The organism is Plantactinospora sp. WMMB334 (assembly GCF_049179095.1).
Taxonomy (GTDB): domain Bacteria; phylum Actinomycetota; class Actinomycetes; order Mycobacteriales; family Micromonosporaceae; genus Plantactinospora.
In genome coordinates, this window is sequence record NZ_JBMHME010000002.1 from 483530 (window position 1) to 499364 (window position 15835).

The following is a 15835-nucleotide window of genomic DNA, read 5'->3' on the forward strand; positions in this document are numbered from 1 at the left end:
CCGCCCGGCCGTGCCATCCGACCCGGCCGGGTCGGCGGCGGTTCGCCGATCTTGCGGAAGCCGCGACGGCTCGGGCAACATCCCCCGGGTGATCGAGGCACCCCTTCCCGGCAGCAGCGACGAAAGTGCTCCGGCGGCTTCCCCGGCGCGCGACGACCACCGGAGCCGGCGACCGCGCGGCGGCCGGCTCCCGCGTCGGCGACCACCGGGCCGATGGCTGGCGGGCGGGTTCGCGGCGGTGCTCGCCGCCGTCCTCGGGCTCGTGCTCGCCTGGCAGTTCTCCGACTCGGCCGCCTGCGCCGCCGCGCTCGCCGGACCGCCGGTGGACCGGGCCGCGCCACCGGCCGCCGGGACCGTCTACAAGGGAAAGGCGTCGCACTACGACGGCGGGAACTCGGGCGGGAACTGCTCGCTGCCCGGCCCGCCGGCCAACCGGCTCTACGTGGCGCTCGGCTCCGCCCAGTACGCCGGCTCGGCCGCCTGTGGCAGTTTCCTCGACGTGACCGGCCCGAAGGGCACCGTACGGGTGATGGTGCTGGACCGCTGCGCAGGCTGCACGGATGGCAAGATCGACCTTTCCCGGCAGGCGTTCGCGAAGATCGCCGACCTGTCGCAGGGGATCGTCCCGGTGCGCTACCGGGCGGTGGTCGACCCGCCGTTGTCCGGCCCGCTCACGTTCCGGCTCAAGGGCGGCGTCTCGCAGTACTGGTTCGCGGTGCAGGTGGGCGAGCACGGCAACCCGGTGAAGTCGCTGGCGGCGAGGAGTGCGGGTGGGAGCTGGCGGGCGGCGACGCGCGGCTCCGACAACTACTGGGTCGTCGACGGCGGGCTCGGCCGGGGGCCGTACTCGATCCGGGTCGTCGACGTCCACGGACACGAGGCGGTCGCCACCGGGATCCGGCTGGCGCCCCGGCAGGTGCAGCGGAGCACGGTACGGATGTACGACACCACCCCGGCGGGTGCCGGCACGCCGACCCCGTCGCCCCCGGGCGCCGGTGCCACCGCCGCCCCGGGCGCATCCGCGACGCCGTCGCCACGCACGTCGGATCCGGGTACGCCGACCGGGGCGGGCGCCTCCGGCGAGCCGGTGGTGGGTGCGGCCGGCGCCTCGGTGCCGGTCGGCTGCGACTGATCCCCGCGCGCCGGCCCCGCCCCGGCGTACCGTCCCGGCGGCCGGATCTGGATCAGGTCAGCGACAGCCACATCTGGATCTCGTCGCGGTCGTCACCCGGCCCCACCCGGAGTGCGCCGGGCAGCCGGCCGACCTCCCGGTAGCCGAGCTGGCGGTAGAACTCCTCCACGCCCCGGCCGTCCCGGACGGTCAGATGGAGCGCCTCCCAACCGATCTTCCGGGCCAACTGCTCGGCGTGGCGCAGCAGGGCCCGACCGAAGCCGTGCCCCTGCCGGTCCGGTCGCACCATCACCCGCTTCAGCAGGCACCAGTGTGCCTTGAGGTGGAACCGGTTGTCGGTGAAGAAGAGCAGCGCCACCAGCTCGTCACCGTGGTGGCCGACGAGCAGCCGGTCCGGTCCCCGCACCGCGTCCGTGAGCGCGGCCAGCGCGAGCGGCCGGACCTCCTCCTCGGTGACCGGGCCGACGAACCCGACCGCGCCACCGGCGTTGGTCACCGCCGTCCAGAGGCTGACGATCTCGTCGCGCAGCTCGGCGGTCAGCGGGGGATCGAGTTCGAAGCGGATGCCCACACGGGCCATCCTCGCGCGCCCGTCCGGTGCTGCCGCTGCCCCGCGCGCCGGGCGTGACGGTGCTAACAGCATCCGCCCCGGACAGCGGGGTGGGGCCGACCGACGGTGCCGGCGGCGTCGAACCGCGCCGAGCCGGGGCGACCGCGCTGGAGTTGGGCGACCGCGTCGAGTTGTGCGGGAGAGGGGAGTCGAACCCCTACGCCCGAAGGCACAGGAACCTAAATCCTGCGTGGCTGCCATTACACCACTCCCGCTCGGCGCAAAGTCTAGACCGCCGACGGGCTCAGTCCAGGCCGAGGTCCCGTCGAAGCTTGGCGACGTGCCCGGTGGCCTTGACGTTGTAGAGCGCCCGCTCGATCCGGCCCTCCTCGTCGATGACGAAGGTCGACCGGATCACCCCGGTGATCGTCCGCCCGTACGACTGCTTCTCGCCGTACGCCCCGTACGCGGTGAGCACCGCCGTGTCGGTGTCGGCGACCAGCGGGAAGGTGATGGCGTCGCGGTCCCGGAACTTCGCCAGGGTGGCGGGGGAGTCGGGGGAGATGCCGACCACCTCGTAGCCGGCCGCCTGCAACGAGGCGAGCGAGTCCCGGAAGTCGCAGGCCTGCGTGGTGCAGCCGGGCGTCATCGCCCTGGGGTAGGCGTAGAGCACGACCTTGCGACCACGCAGATCCTTGAGCGAGAGCGTGTCGCCGGTGTCGGTGGGCAGCGCGAAGTCGGGCGCGGGGTCGCCGGCTGCGAGGCGGATTGGCGAGGTCATGGCGATGACCCTATCGCCAGGTGGACCGGAGATTGCGGTTGGCGTACAGCTCTTGCAAAATGTTGGCAATAGCCATGGTCGGCTCCTACGCTGGGCCGGCTGGCGGGGCGGATCCCGCGCCGGCATTCAAGGGAGGTGGCGTGGAAAGCCTGGCAATGCACATCTCGAACGGGATCGTCAACGGTCCCGTGGCCGCGGCGTTCGGGGCGTTGGCCCTGGTGGCGCTCGCGTTCTGCGTGTTCCGCAGCCGGCAGGACCTGGACGACCGGCTGGCGCCGATGGCCGGCCTGGTCGCGGCCTTCATCTTTGCCGTGCAGATGCTCAACTTCCCGATCTTCACGGGAGCGGTCAGCGGTCACCTGCTCGGCGGGGCGCTCGCCGCGATGCTGGTCGGGCCCTGGGTCGGGGCGCTCTGCGTGGCGGTGGTGCTGATCGTGCAGTCGCTGATCTTCGGCGACGGCGGGGTGGCGATGCTCGGCCTCAACATCACCAACATGGCGCTGATCGCGGTCGCGGTCGCGTACCTGCTGATCGCGCTCCTGCTGCGAATCCTGCCCCGGACCGCGAGCGGGCTTGCGGCGACCGCGTTCGTCGCCTCCGTGCTCAGCGTCCTGGTCGCCTCGCAGGGCTTCGTCCTGCAGTACTGGCTGGGCGGCACCACCGACCTCGGCAGCGGCCTCGGCGCGCTGGCCGGGACGCTGGCCGGAGCCCACCTGCTGATCGGCATCGGCGAGGGCCTGATCACCGCGACCACCGTGGTGACGGTGGCGAAGGTCCGGCCCGACCTGATCTACGCCCTGCGCTCGCTGCGGCCGCTTCCCGCCGCCGGCCAACTTCCGCTCACCGGAGGTGCCCGATGACCACCGGAGCGAGCCGGAAGACGAAGCGCACCGGGATCTTCATCCTCGGCGGCCTGCTGGTCGCGCTGATCCTGGCCGGGGTGGTCAGCAACTTCGCCTCGGCCCATCCCGACGGTCTGGACTCGTCGCTGCGCGAGGGCTGCACCTTCGACGCCGACGACAACATCACCGGCGGTAGCTGCCCGGCGCAGGAGAGCAGGGACCACGAACTGGCCGACTCGCCGCTTGCCGACTACGGGATCAGGGGCGTCGACAACTCGTACCTGTCGACCGGGCTCGCCGGGGTGCTCGGTGTGCTGATCACCTTCGCCGTCGGCGGTGGCCTGTTCTGGCTGGCCCGGCGCCGCGGGACCGACGCGCCGGAGAGCGGGGCCGACGACCCGGTCGCCAGCACGGCCGGCGGAAGCGACGGGAGCACCGGCGACGGGAGCACCGGCGACGGCAGCACCGGCGACGGCAGCACCGGCGGCGGGCGGACCGGCGGCGACGACGCCATCGACAACAGTGCCGGCCTCAGCGGCCGGAGCGGGTAGCGAGGACCACGGATGGGAGCCGGTCACGCCCACGTGCTCTACCGGGACCGGACGTCGCCGGTGCACCGGCTGCCGCCCGAGGTCAAGATCGCGGCGATGGTGGTCTTCACCATCGCCGTGGTCGCCACCCCGCGCGAGGCGTTCTGGGCCTTCGGCGGCTATCTCGTACTCGTGCTGCTGGTGGCGGCGGTGGCCCGGATCGGGCTGCGCTGGCTCGCCAGCCGCTCGCTGATCGAGCTGCCGTTCGTCGTGTTCGCGTTCGCGCTGCCCTTCCTCGGCACCGGCGAGCGGGTGAGCTGGCTGGGGCTGGAACTCTCCGTCGACGGCCTCTATGGCGGTTGGAACATCCTGGCCAAGGGCACCCTCGGGGTGCTCGCCTCGCTCCTGCTCGCCGGCACCACCACCATGCGGGACCTGATCCTCGGGCTGGACCGGCTGCACTGCCCGCAGATCCTCACCCAGATCGCCGCCTTCATGCTGCGCTACCTCGACGTCCTGGTCGGCGAGGCGCGGCGGATGCGGGTGGCCCGGATCTCCCGGGGCGACGACCCCCGGTTCGTGTGGCAGTTGCGCGGCTTCGCCGCCGGCGTGGGCGCGCTCTTCCTGCGCGCCTTCGAGCGGGGCGAGCGGGTCTACCTGGCGATGGTCTCCCGGGGCTACCAGGGCCGGATGCCGGAGGTCTGGCTGGGCACCGGCGCGGCCACCGCCCGGCACTGGCTGGTGGCGGCGACCGTGCCGCTCGCCGCCACCGGCATCGCCGCCGCCGCGGTCGTGCTGGGATGATCGGGTATGTGCAGAGCCCTTCCGCCGCCGACCCGCCGTCGCTGGACGTACGCGGCGTGCGGTTCAGCTACCCGGACGGTCAGGTCGCACTCCGCGGCGTCGACCTGACCGTGCCGCGCGGCGAGCGGATCGCCCTGCTCGGCCCGAACGGCGCCGGCAAGACGACGCTGGTGTTGCACCTCAACGGGATCCTCTCCGGCGGTGACGGCACGGTCACCGTCGGCGGGCTGACGGTGGACCGGGGCCGGGCCACCCTCGCCGAGATCCGCCGCCGGGTCGGCATCGTCTTCCAGGATCCGGACGACCAGCTCTTCCTGCCCACCGTCGCCGAGGACGTGGCGTTCGGCCCGGCCAACCTGGGCCTGCGCGGCGCCGAGCTGGCGGAGCGGGTGACCGAGGCGCTGGACGCGGTCGGGATGGCCGAGCACCGGGACCGGGCGCCCCAGCACCTCTCCTTCGGCCAGCGCCGCCGGGTGGCGGTGGCGACCGTGCTGGCGATGCGTCCGGAGATCCTCGTCCTCGACGAGCCCTCCTCCAACCTCGACCCGGCGGCCCGGCGCGAGTTGGCCGGCATCCTGCGCCGGCTGCCGGTGACGCTGCTGATGGTGACCCACGACCTGCCGTACGCGCTGGAGCTCTGCGACCGGTCGGTGATCCTCGACACCGGCCGGATCGTCGCCGACGGGGCGACCGCCGAGATCCTCGCCGACGCCGACCTGCTCGCCCGGCACCGCCTGGAGCTGCCGTACGGCTTCGATCCGGCGGTGGCCGCCCGGCAGCTCGCCGCCAACGGCTGATCCGCTGGCCAACGGCTGATCGCTGGCCAACGGCTGATCCGCCCAGACAGCGATCCGGTGGTGGCCGGTACCGCCCGGCACGCCCTCGACGCACTCCGCCGGTGACGACCGGCCGCGTCAACCGCTGGACGCCGGCTCGTCGGTGTGCCGGAGGGACGAGCCGGCATCGCGCTCGTCCGCCGTCAGGCCGACCGACCAGCGGCGGGCCGGTGACCGACCGGCTCCGGCGGCGGCATGGGCGGTCCCGGCGGCGGCGGCATGGGCGGTCCCGGCGGCGGCGGCATGGGAGGTCCCGGGGGCCGTGGCACGGGGTGTCCCCGACGAGCGGCCGGCGGTCCGCAGCCGCAGCGCGCCGGCCGCGGCGAGCCCGCCGCCCACCGCGATCGCCACCGCGATCAGGATCCGGGCCGACGTCGCCGGCCAGGGCAGCGGAAGCACCGATCGCAGGAAGACCGCCGCGTTCGTCACCCCGGTGAAGAGCGCCAGACAGGTGCCGGCGAGGGCAAGCGCGAAGTCGCCGGCCGGTCGACGGGTCAGCGCGTACGCCCCGGCGGACAGCGCGGCCAGGCCGGTGAGGGTGGGCCAGAGCTCTCCGGTGACCAGCCCGAGCAGCATCCCACCGGGCCCGGCGTCGGCGCCCCGGGCCAGTGCGAAGCCGAGCGCCGCCACCCCGCCGATGCCGGCGAGTACGGCCAGCGCGACGGTGGCCCGCCGTCCCGGCCGGGACGCCCTGGGCAGCAACCCGAGCGCCCCGATCGCGAGCGCGCCGAGCAGGCTGGCACTCCACCAGGGCAGCGGGTCGGGTGGCGGCAGCCAGTCCAGCGTGCCGCGCAGCTCGATGGGGCGGAGCCCGTCGCGCAGCGGCACGACCCAGTCGCGTACCCGGTGCGACCGGCCGGGGTCGGCGGCGACCGCGGCCGGCGGCGCCTCCTCCAGCCAGCGGGTGCGCTGGTCGTGCCAGCGGACCACCGGCCCGGTGCCGACGCGCCGCCAGGAGGGGGGCCGGGCCGGGTCGGCCCCGGCGGGCAGGGCGGTGTTCCCGGCCAGGGTCCGGTTCAGGTACGTCGCCGGGGAGGCCGTGTTCTCGTAGACGCCGTCGGGGCGGATCTCCAGGTACGGCTCTCCGGCGTAGCCGAGCACCTCGATCGTGCGGCCGGACCGGTTCTCGAGTTCGAGTCGGGCGCCACCTTCCACCACCCGTACGCTCAGCCCGGGCACCTCGGGGCGCAGGCCCGTGATCGCGGTGCGGTAGTTGGTGCCGTCCGGGGCGTCGGCGGCGTGCGCGGTGGCCGGGGTCGCGGCGCAGAGCACGCCGAGCGCCCCACCGACCAGGGCCAGCCCGAGCCGGCCCGGCCACCGGGGATGGCGGGGCCAGCCGGCCCGGCCCGGCCATCCGGCTCGGCGCCGGTCACCGGTGGACGGGTGGCTCATCCGCCGGCCGCCGCCACCGCCGCCGTGATCGCCTCGGCGCTCGCCGCCACCCGGTTGCCGGCGACCAGCACGGTGGGCGTGCCGGTGACCCCCGCCCGGGCCGCCTCCTCGGTCACATGCTCGGTCCACTTCTCGAAGGTATTCTCCTCGACGCAGTTGCGAAAACTGTCCCGATCCAGCCCGACACTGCTGGCGACCTCGACGAGCTGCTCGTCGCTGAGCCCGGGACCGCCCTCGGGCGGCTGCCGGTCGAAGAGCGCCTCGGCGTACTCCCGGAACTTGCCGCTCTGCGCGGCGCAGCCGGAGGCGGCGGAGGAGCGGGTCGAGTACTCGGTGCTGGAGAAGCGGTCGAGGAACGCCACCGGGTGGTAGGTGACCCGGGCCTTCCCCTCGGCGACGAGCCGGTCGAGGGTCTCGCCGGCCTGCTCCTCGAAATCCCGGCAGATCGGGCAGATGAAGTCCTCGTACACGTCGACGTTGACCGGGCCGGAGCCGACCACGATGCCGGTGCCCTCCGGATTGGCCCCGGCGGGCGGGGTGAAGTCCCCGGCGTCCTGGGCGGTGGAGACGCCCCAGCCGATCAGGCCGGCGATGACCAGCACGACGACCGCGCCCACCGAGGTCCAGAGCGTGCGCCTGCGGCGCCGTTCCCGGGCCATCTGTTCGCGTACGACGCGGGCGGGGCGGCGCTGCCCCTTCCGGTTCCGGTCAGTCATCGTTCTCCTCCTCCGGTGTGTCCCGACCGAGCGCCGCGTCCACCGAGATCGGGGTACGGGGCCAGAGCAGCAGGAACCCGGCGAGCACCAGGAAGCCGAGATCGCGCAGGATCTCCGTGCCGTACGTCGGCTCCTGACCGGCGGCGAGGTCGCCACCGCTGCCGAAGCAGCCGCAGTCGATGGAGAGGCCCCGCGCCCAGGCCGAGACGATGCCGGCGATGAAGATCACAAGGAGCGCGGCGGAGATCCCGGCGGCCAGCCGGGTGGCGAGGCCGAGCAGCAGAATCAGCCCGAGCGCCAGCTCCACGAAGGGCAGGGCCGCGCCGATCACCACCGCCAGGTCGTACGGAAACAGCTGGTACGCGTTGACCGCCCGGCCGGAGGCGGCGAGGTCACCGATCTTGGAGCCGCCCGCGACCAGCCACACCGCGGCGAGGCCGAGCCGGGCCGCCGTGCCGATCCATGGTCGGAGAGCCGGCCATCGGCTGCCGCCCGTGGCCGGAGTCTTCGCTGTCTTCCGCTCAGTCACAGTCATTTAGTCGTCTTGATCGGTGGGAGGGTTCCGCCTCCGGTGTGGCGTCGGTCATCGGGTCGCGTCGGTCGCCCGACTCGCCGTTGCCCGGTGAGATCATGCTCACCTACGGTACGCGGGCATTGCGACACCATGCCGGCATTACCGGGCATAACCCCCGGCGCACCGTCGCGGGTCCCGGAACCACGGGAGCGGCCGGTGGCGGTACCGCCGAGCGAGACCCGTCGGTGGTCCGCGCCGATCTGGCCGGGTCCGGGAACTTTTCCGGATCGGGGACCGACTACCCGTCTGTGCGAAGTGGCGGTAGCGGCCTCGGTCATCGGCGCGTCGGCGATTCCCGGGTCGGCGGGGCGGCCGATCCGGGCGTGATGTCGGCGGTCGGGGTGGCCGGAGCGGGGTGGGCGTGACCCGAGGTCGCGTACGCCCCTCGTCGTCGGCCACGATTACGAGCATGATTCCTGCGAATCGCCGACGGCTGGCCCGGGCCGGCGCCAGCGTCGGCCTGCTGCTGGCCGCCCTCGGCCTGCTGCTCGGCCCGGCCGCCCCGGCCAGTGCGCACGCGGTGCTGGTGAGCAGTAGTCCGACCGCCGACGTGGTGCTGCCCAACGCTCCCGCCGAGGTGGTGCTCACCTTCAGCGAGACCGTCCGCGAGGTGCCGGGCAAGATCCGGGTCCTCGGCCCGGACGGTGCCCGGGTGGACCGGGGTGACCCGACGTTCAACGGTGCGGTGATCACGATTCCCGTCGATCCGGACGGGGCGCGGGGCAGCTACCTGGTCAGCTACCGGGTGATCTCGGCCGACAACCATCCCGTCGCCGGTGCGTACACCTATTCGGTCGGTGCCCCGTCCACGCCGCCCACGGACACCGGCACCGACGAGGTGAACCCGGTGGTGGGTACGGCGGTCGAGGTCTTCAAATACCTCGGCTACGCCGGCCTGCTGCTCCTGGTCGGTCCCGTGATGGTGCTCAGCCTGCTCTGGCCCCGGCGCCTGGACCGGGGCGGCCCGGGCCGGCTGATCTGGTCCGGCATCGGGCTGATCGCGCTCTCGACGGTCGGCGGGCTCTGGCTCCAGGTGCCGTACGCCACCGGCGCCGGGCCGTTCGCGGTCACCGGCAGCGGGCTGAGTGACGTGCTCGGCAGCACCTTCGGCGCGGCCCATCTGGTCCGGCTCGGCATCCTGGCCGCGGCGGCGATCCTGCTCCGTCCCCTGATCACCGGCCGGGCCGGCCGGGGTGACCACATCCTGCTCACCGTGCTCGGCGTGGTGGGCCTGGGGACCTGGCCGATCGCCGGGCACCCGGCGGCCTCGCCGGTGCCGGCCGTCTCGGTGGTCGTCGACGTCGTCCACCTGGCCGGCATGGCGGTCTGGCTCGGCGGGCTGGTGATGCTCGGTGCGTTCCTGCTCCGTTACGCCAACGACCGGGAACTCGACGCGATCCTGCCGGTCTGGTCGCGCTGGGCCACCGTCGCCGTCTCCGCGCTGCTGCTGGCCGGAATCGTCCAGGCCCTGATCGAGGTCAGTACGCTCGACGCGCTGGTCTCGACCACGTACGGCCGGCTGATCATCGCCAAGGCGGTGCTCTTCGCGGCGGTTGTCGCGATTGCCGCGTACTCCCGGCAGTTGGTCCGGCGCCGGCTCCTCCCCGACGGCCCGGACCCGATGTACGACCCGGCCGAGCCGTACGACCCGGACGGGCCGGACCCGGCGGACGGCGGTTACCGGCCGGGCGTCGACGACGGTGGTGACAGCGACGGCGACGGAGACGACCGCGACGGTGACGCCCGTGACCGGCCGGGTCCGGTGGAGGGCACGGCGACCGGACCGGACGGGCCCGACGAGGTGGTCGGGCGGGGCGGCGGAGCCGGCCGATACGGATCCGGCACAGTGCTGGCGGCCGGCGGCGGCACCGTGGCCGGCGCCACGGCGGTACTCGTCGCCGATCCCGCCCCACCGGTCACCTCCGGTCGGCGGCTGCGCCGCGCGGTCTGGGTGGAGCTCGCCATCACCGCGGTCGTGCTGGCGCTCTCCGCCGTCCTGGTGCAGACCCCACCGGCCCGCACCGCGGGCGAGTACGGCGACGGCGGCGGAGCGGGCTACTACTCCACGACGTTGACGAGCTCGCTCTACTCGCTCCAGGTCGAGGTGGACCCGGCGGAGACCGGGATCAACTCCGTCCACCTCTACGCGTACACGCCGGACAACAAGCCCTTGCCGGTGGTCCAGTGGCGGGCCACGGCGGCCCTGCCGGAGCAGGGCGTCGAGCCCATCGAGATCGCCCTGCTGCCGATCGCCGACAACCACGCCATCGGCGAGATCAGCCTGCCGACGGCGGGCAACTGGGAGCTCAGTTTCACCGTCCGGATATCGGACATCGACCAGGCCACGGTGAGCAGCACCGTGCCCATCACCTAGAGAGGTACGACATGATCCGTCACCGTCGGGCCGCGCGCATCGCGGCCCTCGCGCTCGGAGCAGCCGTGATCGGCGTGTTCGGGCTGGCCTCGTCGGCGTCCGCACACGTCACGGTGAACCCGAGGGAGGCGACCCAGGGCGGTTACGGTCGCGTGGCGTTCCGGGTGCCGACCGAGAGCGACACCGCGTCGACCGTGAAGCTGGAGGTGACGTTCCCGGAGGACGCGCCGCTCGCCTCGGTCTCCACCATGCCGGTGCCCGGCTGGACGGCGACCGTCGAGAAGCGCACGGTGGATCCCCCGGTGGAGGTGCACGGCAGCCAGGTCAGCGAGGTGGTTTCCAAGATCACCTGGACGGCGGCGTCGGACGTCGGCATCAAGCCGGGCGAGTTCCAGGAGTTTCCCGTCTCGATGGGGCCGCTGCCCGAGGCCGACCGGCTCGTGTTCCGGGTGCTCCAGCACTACTCGGACGGCAACGTCGCCCGCTGGATCGAGCCGCCGGCCGCCGACGGTAGCGAGCCGGAGAACGACCCCGCGCCGGTGCTGAAGCTGATGCCGGCGGCGTCCGAGGGCGGCGCACCGGCGACCGGTGGCCCGGACGTCGTCGCGGAGCCCGCCGGCGCGGACGACGACGAGGACGCGGGAAATTCCGCCGCGCTGGGCCTGGCGATCGCGGGCCTGGTCGCCGGCCTCGCCGGCCTGGCGCTGGGCGGGCTGGCGTTCGCCCGTACGCGCAGGCAGGACACTCCGCCGGCCGTCTGACCCGGTACGCCGTCCCCGCACCACCGGGCAGCTCCTTCGCTGGCCCGTCGGCACCACTGCCGACGGGCCAGCGGCGTTTTCGGGCAATAATCCGGTGTTTATGTGATTTAGCTCGGTATGGTCTGCGGGTACTGCGGCTCCCGCCGGCACGGGGACATCGTCGTCGGCGGGTACGCGACCGGAGAGAAAGAGACGCGCATGCGCTTCGTACGGCTGATCGCCGGGATACTCGTGCTCGCGATCGGGCTGCCGGTGCTCCTTGCCGGCGCCGCACTGTGGACGGTGTCGCAGCGGCGTGGCGACGATGGGGCCTTCGGCGGCACGCTGGACCCGATCGCGACGGATGGACACGCCGTCGTCGTACCGGACCTGGCCGCACTGCTCGGCCGGGACGCGCCCTTCCTCCCCACCGCCCGGAGCGGGTTGCGGCTCGTCGCCCGTACCGGATCGGAGCCGGTGTTCATCGGGCTCGGGCCCGCCGCCGAGGTCGCCGCGTATCTCTCGGGCACGTCGCAGGCCCGGCTCGACCGGGTCAGCGTGACCCGGGGCAGCCTGCCGGTGCGGATCGGCCCGGCCGAGGCCCCCGATCCGGCGACCGAGCACCCCGAGCGTCGCGGGCTTCCCGAGCGTCCCGGGCTCTCCGAGCGTCCCGGACTTCCCGGACTTCCCGGCGAGCAGGATCTCTGGCTAAGCAGCGGCGTCGGCGCGCTGGACCTGCCCGCCGACGACCTGCGAGGTCGCCGGCTCAGCCTGGTCCTCATGCGTCCGGACGGAAAGGCCGGGGTCGCCGCCGACCTGCGGGCCGAGGTACGCGTCGGTTGGCTCGATCCGGCCGGCTGGGCCCTGCTCGCCACCGGAGGACTGCTGGTGCTGCTCGGCATCGTGTTGCTGGCCAGGCCGGTGCGCCCCCGCGAGGTCGTCTTCGTCGTCGCACCCGGCCAGGTGCCGGCACTCGCGGCCCGGCTCGGCGTCGCCGCCCTGGACGAGATCGGAGACTCCACGGACCCGGCCCCACGGCCGGCGCGGGATCGGGACGGCACCGTGCAGGGCCACGACGGCGCTGCCCAGGAGCAGCCCGACCTCGCTGTCCCGCCGCCGCGCGAGGCGGCGGTCCGGAAGCGGGACGGGGGCACCACGGCTCCCACCTCTCCGGCCGTACTCCGGGTGACACCGCTGGTCCGGCCGGCAACCCTCGCGGACGTCCTGGCGCCCTCGGACGGTGGGCGTGGGCGGGCGGCGTCCCGCCCCAACCCGCCGGTACGCCCGGTCTGGCCGCCGCTGAACCCGCCGACCAGTTCGTCGACCGGTGCCACGACGCCCGCGCGGCACGCGGCGACGCACGGTGCCGGTCGTGCTCCCGCGCCGGCACCCGCTCCCACACCGGCGCCAGAACCACCGCCCACTCCGGTGCCGGCACCCACGCCGACGCCACCGTTGCCGGTGCCGGCCCCGCCGATGCCCGGGCCATCCAGGCCGGCGCCCGTACCGGCAGCCGGCGGGACCGACGATTCGACGGGTACGCCGCCGCACATCCCGCCGCACACTCCGCCGCCGGGGTCCGCAATCATCCCGCAGCCGGCCGCACCGGTCATGCCGACGCCCGTCGCGTCCAGCGTCCCGCCGCCGGCCGAGCCCGAGGGCGGGTGGCCGATCCGGCAGATCCCACTGCGCCCGGCCATCCCCGGATCGGCGTCACGCGGCGCCGCGGTTCCACTTCCGACCCGCGCCGCCGTGTCCCACAGACAGGGGCGCGGGCCCACGTACGAGGTGCCTGCCGTCGAGCGTCGGCCTGCGGTGGCGGTGCGCCACCCGGACGCCCCGGCCCTGGAGCCGACGCGACCGGAGGCCGTGCCGGCGCGCTCGGAGGGCCTGCCGAACCGGTCGGCGCCAGGGTGGCCTGAGGCCGCCGAACCGATCACCGGAGGGCGTGCCGGTACAGCGGGCTGACGACGGCCGCCCCGACGTCCCGCTGGGCGCCGCCTCTGCTCCTGACCACTTCGGGTCCTGGCAGCCCTCGGGGGCAGGCGCCTGGCACCCTGCCTGCGCGGACCCGACTCCCGGGCCGGCCGGGCAGCCTCCAGCAGGGGACGGGGTGGCAAGTGGCCCCCCGCGCTGCCGACACGGGGGGCCACTTTCACCGGGGGATCGGTGTACCGAAGGGACGTTTTAGGTGTTGTCCCTAGATTAGCCCCATGCTGGGCTAGTAGATAGATCTGTCCATTTGGCGCAACTTCTGCTACTGCCGGATGCTTGGTTCATGTTTTGCCGCCTCGCTGGTCGCGGGCACGCCCGATGACCCGCGTCGGATCGGCAGGACGACCAGCAGGAGGAGGGCGAAGAGCACGTAGAGGTTGCGCAGCAGGAACTCCCCGGGCGTGTCCGTCCGGTCGAAGGTGCGTCCCCAGTCGTAGTAGGAGACCACCCCGTACACGATCACGGCGGTGACCACGGCGGCCAGGGAGAGCGGGGCGACCCTGCGGCGGCGCCCGGACGCGCCGGCGGCCGGATCGGGCGGCCGGAGCCCGGCGTCGACCAGCACCACCACGGCGGGGACGAACCAGTACGCGTGGTGGGTCCAGGTGATCGGGCTCACCAGCACGGCGACCAGCCCGGTCAGGGTGAGACCGGCGACCTCGTCACCGGCCCGGGCCGCGCGGGCCGCCCGCCACAGGCCGTAGGCGGCGACGGCGACCGCCAGCGCCAGCCAGAGTGCCTGGTTCGGCCGCTCCGGGGTGGTGAAACGGTTGAGCAGCCCGAACAGCGACTGGTTTCCGGTGTAGTCGGGCCGGCCGACCCGGTCGGTCAGCCAGAGCTCGTGGGTCCAGAACCGCCAGGAGTCGCCGGGGGCGATCGCCGCCGCCAGCAGCGTCGCGCCGGCCGCGGCCGCGCAGGAGACCAGTGCCGCCCGCCAGCGCCGGGTGACGAGCAGATAGACGATGAATATGCCCGGATAGAGCTTGAGCGCCGTCGCCAGCCCGATCCCCACGCCGGCCCAGCGCGAGTTCCGGGGTACGGCGAAGAGCAGGTCGGCCAGGACCAGCACCACGAGCAGCATGTTGATCTGACCGAAGCCGATGGTCTCCCGGGTGCTCTCCACGGCGAAGGCGAGCGGGACGGCGAGCCCGGCCGCGAACCACCGGGACACCCCGTGCCGGTCGGCGACCGACGAGACGAGCCACCAGGTGGTCACCAGGAGGGCCAGGATGGTCAGCCCGGTGAAGAGGACAATCGTCAGGTTGACGTGCAACGCGGCGAAGGGGCGCAGCAGCAGGGCGGTGAACGGGGGATAGGTGAAGTACAGCTCGCCCTGCAGGGAGTCGGCCTGCACGTAGTCGTAGAGCGGGTTTCCCTCCGCCCACCACCGCATCGCGCTCATATAGATCTTGAGGTCGTAGAAGTGGTGTGGGGTGCCGGCCAGATAGAGCAGCGGCACCGCCGCGGCGACCAGTGCCACGACGACGAGCTGGCGTGCGGTGCGGCCGCCGGGATCGTCCTGGTTGCTGGCGGGCGGCGCGGAGGGATCGGCTGGCACGAAAGAACCCTAGCGGGCCGATCTGTCCGCAGCGTTGAGGCGCGGGTCCCGGGGCTGCGCGTAGTCTGATCGTCGTGGCTGATCTTCTCGTCTGGGTCGACTGTGAGATGACCGGGCTCGACCTCGGCAAGGATGCTTTGATCGAGGTCGCCGCGCTGGTCACCGACCGTGATCTCAACGTGCTCGGGGAGGGCGTGGACGTGGTGATCCACGCCGACGAGCAGGCGCTGGCCGGGATGCCGGAGATCGTCCGGGCGATGCACGAGCGGTCGGGGCTGACCGAGGAGGTGCGCCGGTCGGCCGTGAGCCTGCGCGAGGCCGAGGACCTGGTGATGGACTATGTCACCGCGTTCGTCAAGGATCCCCGGACGGCACCGCTCTGCGGCAACTCCATAGCCACCGACCGGGGCTTCCTGGCCCGGGACATGCCCCGGCTCGACACCCACCTGCACTACCGCATGATCGACGTCTCGTCGATCAAGGAGCTCTGCCGCCGCTGGTACCCCCGGGTCTACTTCGGGCAGCCCGCGAAAGGGCTGGCCCACCGGGCCCTGGCCGACGTCCGGGAGAGCATCCGCGAGCTGGAGTACTACCGGCGGACGATCTTCGTGCCGCTGCCCGGCCCGGACGTCGACACGGCCAAGGCGATCGCCGCCGAACTCTGAACCTCGGCCGTGCCGGGGTCGTGCCCTCCTCGGTGCCACGAATGTGGCCGGCGGGGCTACCCGTCACCGGCCCGCCGTCGGAGGCGTAACCCGGTCGACGGCGCAGGACAGGATATGGCTATCATTGGTCGTCGCCCCGCCGGGTCTGCCGACCCGGTGATGGTGGACGCTCAGATCTTCAACTGAACATGGTGGCTGTAGCTCAGTTGGCAGAGCACCGGGTTGTGGTCCCGGGTGTCGTGGGTTCAAATCCCATCAGTCACCCTGCCAGCGGATCTCGTTGGTCCGCACAGATCGAGGCCCCCTCCGTCGGAGGGGGCCTCGATCGTCGTAGACGGTCTCCGCC

Annotated in this window: 15 protein-coding genes and 2 tRNA genes; 10 read left to right on the forward strand and 7 right to left on the reverse strand. The window is 73.4% G+C overall.

Translation table 11 applies throughout. The features are described from left to right. Positions 1 to 88 precede the first annotated feature (88 nt). A complete protein-coding gene (locus ACN27G_RS02065; protein WP_421491081.1) occupies positions 89 to 1132 on the forward strand; it encodes an expansin EXLX1 family cellulose-binding protein in 1044 nt (347 codons plus the stop codon). Between the two features lie 52 nt (positions 1133 to 1184). Here the strand turns inward: ACN27G_RS02065 and ACN27G_RS02070 are convergent, their stop codons facing one another. The 3 genes from ACN27G_RS02070 to bcp all read right to left on the reverse strand — a co-directional run bounded on the left by ACN27G_RS02070 (position 1185) and on the right by bcp (position 2463). After that, positions 1185 to 1703, reverse strand: a complete 519-nt coding sequence (locus ACN27G_RS02070) for a GNAT family N-acetyltransferase (RefSeq protein ID WP_421491082.1) — start codon at positions 1701 to 1703, stop codon at positions 1185 to 1187. Between the two features lie 173 nt (positions 1704 to 1876). Then, positions 1877 to 1957: transfer RNA gene (locus tag ACN27G_RS02075), tRNA-Leu, on the reverse strand. 29 nt (positions 1958 to 1986) lie between these two features. Then, the gene (gene bcp, locus ACN27G_RS02080; RefSeq protein ID WP_421491083.1) at positions 1987 to 2463 is read right to left on the reverse strand and encodes a thioredoxin-dependent thiol peroxidase; all 477 of its coding nucleotides are present in this window, start codon (positions 2461 to 2463) and stop codon (positions 1987 to 1989) included. 140 nt (positions 2464 to 2603) lie between these two features. Here bcp and ACN27G_RS02085 point away from each other — a divergent pair, with 140 nt between their 5' ends. Genes ACN27G_RS02085 through ACN27G_RS02100 form a run of 4 tightly spaced genes read left to right on the forward strand, consistent with a single transcriptional unit; the run spans position 2604 to position 5436 of the window. Further along, positions 2604 to 3323, forward strand: coding sequence for an energy-coupling factor ABC transporter permease (locus tag ACN27G_RS02085; protein ID WP_421491084.1), 720 nt, complete (start codon positions 2604 to 2606; stop codon positions 3321 to 3323). Beyond that, positions 3320 to 3856: a PDGLE domain-containing protein gene (locus tag ACN27G_RS02090; RefSeq protein WP_421491085.1), complete on the forward strand. Its 537-nt coding sequence runs from the start codon at positions 3320 to 3322 to the stop codon at positions 3854 to 3856. The genes ACN27G_RS02085 and ACN27G_RS02090 overlap by 4 nt, the downstream gene beginning before the upstream one ends. A gap of 12 nt (positions 3857 to 3868) precedes the next feature. Continuing rightward, on the forward strand, positions 3869 to 4639 hold the full coding sequence (gene cbiQ / locus ACN27G_RS02095) for a cobalt ECF transporter T component CbiQ (protein WP_421491086.1): 771 nt from the start codon (positions 3869 to 3871) through the stop codon (positions 4637 to 4639). Next, positions 4636 to 5436, forward strand: coding sequence for an energy-coupling factor ABC transporter ATP-binding protein (locus ACN27G_RS02100; protein ID WP_421491087.1), 801 nt, complete (start codon positions 4636 to 4638; stop codon positions 5434 to 5436). The genes cbiQ and ACN27G_RS02100 overlap by 4 nt, the downstream gene beginning before the upstream one ends. 117 nt (positions 5437 to 5553) lie before the next feature. Here the strand turns inward: ACN27G_RS02100 and ACN27G_RS02105 are convergent, their stop codons facing one another. Genes ACN27G_RS02105 through ACN27G_RS02115 form a run of 3 tightly spaced genes read right to left on the reverse strand, consistent with a single transcriptional unit; the run spans position 5554 to position 8118 of the window. Further along, a complete protein-coding gene (locus ACN27G_RS02105) occupies positions 5554 to 6867 on the reverse strand; it encodes a hypothetical protein (RefSeq protein WP_421491088.1) in 1314 nt (437 codons plus the stop codon). Then, a complete protein-coding gene (locus ACN27G_RS02110) occupies positions 6864 to 7583 on the reverse strand; it encodes a DsbA family protein (protein ID WP_421491089.1) in 720 nt (239 codons plus the stop codon). The genes ACN27G_RS02105 and ACN27G_RS02110 overlap by 4 nt, the downstream gene beginning before the upstream one ends. After that, entirely contained in the window at positions 7576 to 8118 is a 543-nt protein-coding gene (locus ACN27G_RS02115) for a MauE/DoxX family redox-associated membrane protein (protein WP_421491090.1), read from the reverse strand. The genes ACN27G_RS02110 and ACN27G_RS02115 overlap by 8 nt, the downstream gene beginning before the upstream one ends. 439 nt (positions 8119 to 8557) lie before the next feature. On the opposite strand from ACN27G_RS02115, the gene ACN27G_RS02120 reads away from it, so the two are divergent. The 3 genes from ACN27G_RS02120 (at position 8558) to ACN27G_RS02130 (ending at position 13239) form a co-directional block, all read left to right on the forward strand. Next, the gene (locus ACN27G_RS02120) at positions 8558 to 10531 is read left to right on the forward strand and encodes a copper resistance CopC/CopD family protein (RefSeq protein ID WP_421497201.1); all 1974 of its coding nucleotides are present in this window, start codon (positions 8558 to 8560) and stop codon (positions 10529 to 10531) included. A gap of 11 nt (positions 10532 to 10542) precedes the next feature. Continuing rightward, the gene (locus ACN27G_RS02125; RefSeq protein ID WP_421491091.1) at positions 10543 to 11292 is read left to right on the forward strand and encodes a YcnI family protein; all 750 of its coding nucleotides are present in this window, start codon (positions 10543 to 10545) and stop codon (positions 11290 to 11292) included. Positions 11293 to 11490: 198 nt separating this feature from the next. Then, complete coding sequence (locus ACN27G_RS02130) at positions 11491 to 13239, forward strand: hypothetical protein (RefSeq protein ID WP_421491092.1); 1749 nt, start codon at positions 11491 to 11493, stop codon at positions 13237 to 13239. Between the two features lie 289 nt (positions 13240 to 13528). Here ACN27G_RS02130 and ACN27G_RS02135 read toward each other — a convergent pair whose 3' ends face one another. After that, positions 13529 to 14824, reverse strand: coding sequence for a glycosyltransferase family 87 protein (locus ACN27G_RS02135; protein WP_421491093.1), 1296 nt, complete (start codon positions 14822 to 14824; stop codon positions 13529 to 13531). A gap of 68 nt (positions 14825 to 14892) precedes the next feature. Between ACN27G_RS02135 and orn the strand changes: the two genes are divergently transcribed. Then, complete coding sequence (orn, locus tag ACN27G_RS02140; RefSeq protein ID WP_421497202.1) at positions 14893 to 15489, forward strand: oligoribonuclease; 597 nt, start codon at positions 14893 to 14895, stop codon at positions 15487 to 15489. A gap of 191 nt (positions 15490 to 15680) precedes the next feature. Further along, positions 15681 to 15753, forward strand: a tRNA-His gene (locus ACN27G_RS02145). Positions 15754 to 15835 lie beyond the last annotated feature (82 nt).

Bases quoted from the DNA above. Each gene is read 5' to 3' on its own strand.
- ACN27G_RS02100 (WP_421491087.1), top strand. From the start codon at position 4,636: ATGATCGGGTATGTGCAGAGCCCTTCCGCCGCCGACCCGCCGTCGCTG.
- ACN27G_RS02125 (WP_421491091.1), top strand. From the start codon at position 10,543: ATGATCCGTCACCGTCGGGCCGCGCGCATCGCGGCCCTCGCGCTCGGA.
- ACN27G_RS02115 (WP_421491090.1), bottom strand. From the start codon at position 8,118: ATGACTGTGACTGAGCGGAAGACAGCGAAGACTCCGGCCACGGGCGGC.
- ACN27G_RS02110 (WP_421491089.1), bottom strand. From the start codon at position 7,583: ATGACTGACCGGAACCGGAAGGGGCAGCGCCGCCCCGCCCGCGTCGTA.
- ACN27G_RS02130 (WP_421491092.1), top strand. From the start codon at position 11,491: ATGCGCTTCGTACGGCTGATCGCCGGGATACTCGTGCTCGCGATCGGG.
- bcp (WP_421491083.1), bottom strand. From the start codon at position 2,463: ATGACCTCGCCAATCCGCCTCGCAGCCGGCGACCCCGCGCCCGACTTC.
- cbiQ (WP_421491086.1), top strand. From the start codon at position 3,869: ATGGGAGCCGGTCACGCCCACGTGCTCTACCGGGACCGGACGTCGCCG.
- ACN27G_RS02105 (WP_421491088.1), bottom strand. From the start codon at position 6,867: ATGAGCCACCCGTCCACCGGTGACCGGCGCCGAGCCGGATGGCCGGGC.
- ACN27G_RS02090 (WP_421491085.1), top strand. From the start codon at position 3,320: ATGACCACCGGAGCGAGCCGGAAGACGAAGCGCACCGGGATCTTCATC.